This window comes from Nocardioides sp., from assembly GCF_030149505.1.
GTDB lineage: Bacteria > Actinomycetota > Actinomycetes > Propionibacteriales > Nocardioidaceae > Nocardioides.
Window position 1 is genome coordinate 64470 of record NZ_JASBRN010000025.1, and the last position, 6560, is coordinate 71029.

4 protein-coding genes and 1 pseudogene are annotated in these 6560 nt (G+C 67.5%); 1 reads left to right on the forward strand and 4 read right to left on the reverse strand.

Going from position 1 to position 6560, the window contains the following annotated elements:
• Positions 1–27: 27 nt before the first annotated feature.
• The 3 genes and pseudogenes from Q1V71_RS05020 to Q1V71_RS05030 form a co-directional block, all read right to left on the reverse strand.
• Positions 28–429: pseudogene (locus tag Q1V71_RS05020) on the reverse strand (DUF2461 family protein); the annotation flags it as partial.
• 59 nt (positions 430–488) lie between these two features.
• A complete protein-coding gene (locus Q1V71_RS05025; protein WP_300641343.1) occupies positions 489–1121 on the reverse strand; it encodes a DUF2461 domain-containing protein in 633 nt (210 codons plus the stop codon).
• A 319-nt stretch (positions 1122–1440) separates the two neighbouring features.
• Entirely contained in the window at positions 1441–1647 is a 207-nt protein-coding gene (locus Q1V71_RS05030) for a hypothetical protein (protein ID WP_300641345.1), read from the reverse strand.
• A gap of 238 nt (positions 1648–1885) precedes the next feature.
• Here Q1V71_RS05030 and Q1V71_RS05035 point away from each other — a divergent pair, with 238 nt between their 5' ends.
• Positions 1886–4027: a hypothetical protein gene (locus Q1V71_RS05035; RefSeq protein WP_300641346.1), complete on the forward strand. Its 2142-nt coding sequence runs from the start codon at positions 1886–1888 to the stop codon at positions 4025–4027.
• A gap of 405 nt (positions 4028–4432) precedes the next feature.
• Here Q1V71_RS05035 and Q1V71_RS05040 read toward each other — a convergent pair whose 3' ends face one another.
• Positions 4433–5764: a PP2C family protein-serine/threonine phosphatase gene (locus tag Q1V71_RS05040; RefSeq protein ID WP_300641348.1), complete on the reverse strand. Its 1332-nt coding sequence runs from the start codon at positions 5762–5764 to the stop codon at positions 4433–4435.
• Positions 5765–6560 lie beyond the last annotated feature (796 nt).

A 6560-nucleotide genomic window follows, 5' to 3' on the forward strand; every position in this document is an offset into this window, starting at 1 on the left:
ACCGGGCAGTTCGGAACCCCCGAGCCGTCAGTCCTGCACGTGCCGCTGGGCCCACTCCACGAGCGGGCGCAGCGAGCGCCAGTCGTCGCGCACCAGATCGAGCGCCGTGGCGGTGTGGATCTCCGGCCCGAAGCCGTGCTGCTTGCCCAGGGTCAGCGACTTGTGCCGCAGCAGGGCGATCCGCGGGTGGTCGGCGTCGAAGCCGCGCGGATGGGTCTTCAGCGTGTCACCGCCGACCTCGAAGCCCTGCCCCTCCAGGCCGGCGACGAGCGCCTCGAGCTCCGGTCCGAAGCGCTCGTGCGCGACGGCCTCGCGGTACGCCGCCAGCCGGGTGCCCGACGCCTCGTAGAACCCGGCCCCCGTGCGCAGCCCCTGCGGGCTGATCTCGACGTACCACCCCGTCGCCGGGCCGACCCCGACGTAGGCGCCCTGGTGGGTCTTCCGGTGATGGTCGTATTAGACGGGGCGGCTGACCGGTCTCGGACGGCTCAGTCGCGCACGTGTCGCTGGGCCCACTCGACTAGCGGTCGGAGGGTGCGCCAGTCGTTGCGAACCAGATCGAGCGCGGCCGGTGTGTGGATCTCGGGTCCGAAGCCGTGCTGCTGGCCGAGCGTCAGCGACTTGTGGCGCAGCAACTCGATCCGCGGGTGGTCGGCGTCGAAGCCGCGCGGGTGGGTCTTGAGGGTGTCGCCGCCGACCTCGAAGCCCTGCCCTTTCAGGCCTGCGACCAGCGCCTCCAGTTCGGGACCGAAGCGCTCGTGCGCGACGGCCTCGCGGTACGCCGCCAGCCGGGTGCCCGATGCCTCGTAGAACCCGGCCCCGGTGCGCAGCCCCTGGGGGCTGATCTCGACGTACCAGCCGGTCGCCGGGCCGACGCCGACGTACGCGCCTTGGTGAGTCTTGTAAGGCGTCCGGTCCTTCGAGAACCGCACGTCTCGGTAGGGCCGGAAGATTTTCGCTGGCCCGAAGTCGTCAGCCAGCGCGGTGCAGAGAGCCGTCATCGGCGCCTTCACCGATTCGATGTACACGTGCTTGTGGGCCTCCCAAAACGACTTGGTGTTGTCGACCTCGAGGTCGTCGTAGAAGTCGAGTGCCGCGACGGGGAAACCGGTGAACTCCACGGAGCCACCCTAGGCACGGCGTAAGATGGGGCCTACCGGACCTCGACGTGCAGGACGTTCCTTCACGTCGCCGGGAAGCATCCTGCGTCGGCTTTCCGGGTCCTGGCACTGCAGTTCGCGCTCGCATCGCCGACCGGAGACGCTCCCTTGAGGAGCTCCCGTGCCTGCTCGAAACCTGCCACCCGACCCCCGGCAACTGGCCGCGCAACTCGCGGCCCTGCGTACCGCGGTAGAGGCTTACCGCGCCACCGCGCGCGACTCATGACTTCGGAAGCTGTCGCGCTAGCCGAGGTTGCATTCCTGGAAAAGAAACGCCCGGCTACTCCAGACCGCTGCGCCCCTGCAGCTTCTCCCAGCCCGGAAAGCGCTCGGCCATCTCTGCGACCGTGATCTGCCGATCCGTGCGCACGTAGAAGGCGTCGAGCTGGTCGAGGCCTTCGAGGGTCATGCGGACGGCTTCCGCGACGTCGGCGTAGTCGTCGTTGGTGATGTCGTCTGGCAGCTCGATGCGAATCGACCTCGGCATGACCGCATCTTGCCGCGATTGCCGGTGCTCGGACGGCGAACGCTCAGAGCCCGCACTTCTCGCGGACGTACGAGACGACTCCGAAGCGCCGTAGGCGCCTCACGGGCCCCGTAGCGGGCCACTGAGCGCCTTCGCGAGGCGCTGCTACTAGTTCAGATACCCGTTCGTCCCGATTCTAGAAAGGACGAACGCCCCGACCGGATCTTGGCGGATACGTGGTCGAGGCGTTCCTGACGCTATGGAAATACTAGCCCGACCTGAATCGCTGTTTCTTGGCGACGGTCCCCTCGACGCCCACTTCTGGCGACTCCTGCTGCTCGGCGACGCGGACGAGCTGATCCCGCCCGAGACACTCCGGCGAGCCGTCACGGCTGTGGTCGAGCAGACCAACGAGTACACCGCGGCCGGCCGATACCGGCGCTACCGAGACGGCACCTGGCACACGGTGTCTCGGGCGTCGCGGCGCTATCCGACGGCCGTCTACCTCTACGACGCTGCCGAGAAGGCCGAGGTGCTCTGCCTGGACCTGGACCCGAAGGCCGACCGCACGGCTGCGGATGTCGAGGTAGAGGCCGGCGAGCTGACGCGGCTTCTGGAGCGATGCGGCCTGCGCTGGATCGCCGACCGTTCGACCCGTGGCGGCGTGCATGTGCTGATTCGGCTGGACGAGCGCCGGCATCGGAGCGAGCTGAGTGCCCTGCAAGTCGAGCTGCGCCGTTGGTTCCCGAGCATCGACCCGGCAGTGATGTCCGGCGCTGCGGCGATGCTCACCATGCCCGGGTCGCCGTGCAAGCGCGAGCCTGACGATGACGAGGTGCGCTACCGGCAGCTGCTCGGCGTGCACTCTGCCGCCCGGCTCCGTGACTGGCTGACTGGCCCCTCTGCGCCTGCTGCTTGGGCTGCTCTGTGGACCGCCCTCGGCTCTCCTACTGAATTCTCAATGTTCACAACTGGGACGAACGAGAGTTTCCACGCGGGCGCCCCCCTGCGACCCGGGCTGTCAGAGGGGACTCCAACTGCGCTCCCAGCGGCAGGGGAAGGCACGCCCGAGGACGGCCAAGAGGACGTTCCCGGGGTAGGCGACGACGCCGAGGACCCGGATGCCGCTTGCCCGGTACGGCGGTGGCCGGTGCAGCGGACTGTCGTACGGACGCCCGATGCGGTCCCGGCTGCCGTGGCCGAGCTGGCCGCGACCGGCGTGCACGGGTCCGGCGACCGGTCCCGGGGTGCCTGGGCCGTCGTGTGTGCGTGCATCGAGGCCGGCTGGAGCCGAGAGAGCTGGCTCGCCCGAGTCATCGAGTGGCCGGAACTGGCCGGCTACCGAGTACTACGCGGACACAAAGCTGCGGACCTGCGCGTCGCTGCTAGGGCCGAGTGGGACCGCGCGGTGGCGAAGGGCGTACGGCCGCTGGCGGGGTCGAAGGCCGTGCGGATGATCTCCGGCGAAGTGCGGCTACCGGCCGAAGTGGGTGCGTGGGTCGGCGCTGCGTACGAGGTGCTGACTGTGGCTCGGGCGACCAAGGTGCTGCGGGTCGACGCGGCCGCGAATGTGAAGGCATTGGTCGAGGGGCTCGCGCGTCTGGGAGCCGAGCGAGGAGCCGAGTTCCGGCAGGCGATCCGGGGGATGGCGGGCGTGGCGGGGTTGTCACGGTCCGGGGTCGAGCACGCCCGGGACTGGTTGCGGGCGCAGGGGCTGCTCGTCACCGAGGCGCAACGGCCGGATCTGACACGGCGCGACATCGGGGAAGAGGACTGGACGCGCTGGACGCTCGTGGTGCCGGACGGCGTGACGGCCGAGCCGGTGACCGCGGTGCCGATCCTCGAACCGCTCTGGGCGGCGCTGGGCTGGGTGCACCGTGAGGTGTGGGCAGCGGCGTGGCGAGTTGAGTCGCTCGGCGAGCTGGCGGCCGAGCTCGGGATCGGCAACCGGACCACGCTCACCGGCTACCTCGCGCGGCTGGCCGACGTCGGGCTGTACCGGCCGGTGCCGCGGAAGGTGGGTGTCGCGGTGCCACTGATGCAGCTGGATAGCGCGGCGTATGAGGGGCTGTGCGGGGAGTGGCGCGCTACGTCCGAGCAGCTGCGGGCCGACCGCTGGGAATCGGTGATGGCTCGGCAACGCGAGGTCGGGTCGGCAAAGACGGTGCAGCGGCTGCGCGGGGAGCCGACGGTGGACGCCGCGTGGCGGAGGCAAGTAGAGGCACGCGAGACGCTGGTCGACCTGGAGGCCTACGCGTGCCGGCTTGCGGAAGGGGGCGAGGTGCTTGACCTGACAGATTCCCGGCAACGCCTGGCTGCGGTCGAGGCGCAGCTGGAGGCCGAGATCGCCGAGGTTGAGCGGAATAGCCTTACGGGCTCCGAGTGGGTCTCGGGCGAATGAGACGACGAGCGGTGCCTCGCTGGGCGTTGAGGGGGCCGTAGCGGGCCGCGCTGCGCGTCCTCAAGCCGACGAGAGCGCCCTGTCATAACGATGAGCGTGCGCTTACGGAGACCTCATGGACGAGCCCAGAACAGCGCTCACGACGATTCAGGCATGCGAGGCTGCCAACCGCCTCGTCTGGCAGTACATGGATAGGGAGCCCGACCCGGACAGGAGAGTCGAGCCCGTGCCCATCCATGGGATCGCTCTGAGCGGCGCTTGGTTGGATCCACAGGAGGGTGTGGATCAAGCTGTGGATAACCGCGTCGCTGCAGACGTGAGCGCGCAACTGGGCGCCGGTGACACCGGAGGCCGGTTGAAGCGTGCCGAAGACGGTCCTGCGTGGCGACACTAGATGCGGGAATCTCAACGCGTCTCGGGGTCGGGCACTCGCAGTAGCAACATGGCTGTGTCATCTGCCAACTGCTCGTCGCTGTGCCGCGAGATCGCCTCATTCAGCGTCGCGACAGCGTCGGACGCCGACAGACCTTTGCAGGTGGCGTAGGCGTGCCTCAAGCCGTCTTCACCGAACAGCGATCGGGCTTGCCCCGGCTGGCAACGTGGGGGATGCGCTTCGGTGACCCCGTCGGTGTACAACAGAAGCGAGTCACCTGGCGAGAGTTCAAAGGGCACATCGTGCAAGGACACCTCGGGCAGGACACCCAGGAGTTGCCCCGGCCCTCCAACAGCTTCGATCTGGGCGTCTGCCCTAGAAATGAGCGCCGGGGGGTGGCCGGCTGTGCACAGATGACCGGTTACCCCGCGTGGGGATGCGCGGAAAGTGGCGAACGCAGCCGTTAGGAAGCGATCTTGTTCCGGCTCATCCATCATCGCGGCGTTCAGTGAGGCTAGAACACGCGAGGGTAGGACGTCGTGTCTTGCTTCAGCGCGCAGTGTGTATCTGACAAACGAGGCAACCTTCGCGGCCTCAACGCCTTTGCCGCATACGTCGCCCATGACAGCTCCCCAGGAACCATCGCGCAACTGGAAAAGGTCGTAGAAGTCGCCCACCACGCGAAAGCCCGTGGCAGCCGGAATGTAAGAGGCCGCGGTTTGTAGGTAAGGAATGGAGGCCAGCACGGGAGGAAGCAGATTCTCCTGCAAGTTGGTTGCCAACTCACTCACACAGGCCAGGGCCTCCTGAGTAGCGGCGAGGGATTGCCGCAACTGCACCTCGTTACTGACCGCGGCCGCAATCGTCCGGATCGCGGCCATTTCAGAATCAGTCCAGTCGCGCGGCTTTGTGTCGATGACACACATGCTGCCCAGCACGTGACCGTTCGCGTCAAGAACGGGAAAGCCCGCCCAGGCGCCGATGCGCATCGGCGCGACCGACGGGTGGTTTCGAGTGCGCGCATCGCTAGCTGCGTCACTCACGATGAACGGCGCACCAGCGAGGCCGACCAAGAAGTAGCAAAAGCTCTCATGCACCGGGTTTTGCCTGGCCGACCCGGACTCGACGCCGACGCATGCCTTCCAGAAGGATCTATCCCCGTCCACGAAGGTCACGAACGCCCGGTCGCATCCCGTGGCCAAGGCCGCTAGTTGCGCCAAGGCATCGAAAGCGGGCTCAGGTGCTGTGTCCAAGAGTCCAGTGGCCGCCACGGCGGCCAAGCGCCGTGGGTCGTTCACCTCGGGCGGCAACCCTTGGTGCGGCGAGCCATCAGCGATGGGGTACTCGGAAGTCAGCTCGTCCATGAAGAGACTTCCAATTTGCAGGGCTGCAGCACAGTGCTCCTCGATCGGCGCGCGGCCGACCCGGCTACTGCCGAGGGACTGGTTACCATGACGTTGGTGTCGCTGAGCGTCAGACCATGGGGGGGACTCAGCGCTCAGCGACACTGCAAAGGCTATGGGGTGCAGTGCACCAAGCAAGGAACAGCCCACGTGGTCTGGACCGGCGCGAGTCCACTAGACCGGTCCCGTCGTGGAACGGAGCTAGCACCTACGGCAGGCCGCGCCGATAGAACTGAGCCGATCCAAGATCGAACCAGTTCAGTGCTGCGATCTGCCCGAGTCATGGCTCTGGCGAGAGAATCAGCGCGTCAGATGTCGGACCCGGCCGCCCGCGCACCGGACACGTCACATGCGACGCCGCCGGGTTGCTACGCGCCTTAACGTCTGCCGCTAGGCGCGTTCAGGCATCCCTGCCGGAAGTTTTACTGCGGCACGGGTGTCAACTGGTCCGGTTGCGGGAGAATCTTCGGTGCTGTCGCAGGGGGCTAAGTGCGTCAGTCGGGCCGCCCATGCGGCTTGCACAGGGTTGCAGAAGGATGCGTCATGGAGCTCGTGCCTCGCAGTGTGCTGGCGGACCTGCTGTCGGGTGCCGACGGTGCCCTGGACAGCCACGCAGAAAAGTGGAGTCCAGCAGAGTGGTGTACGACGGACCTGAGTGAGCGCGTGCCTGCAACGTAGGCGCGGCCACCAGGTGGATCCTTCGAGTGATCTCTCACAACCGACTCGAAGAAGGACACCTTGATGACCGCTGTGCCCA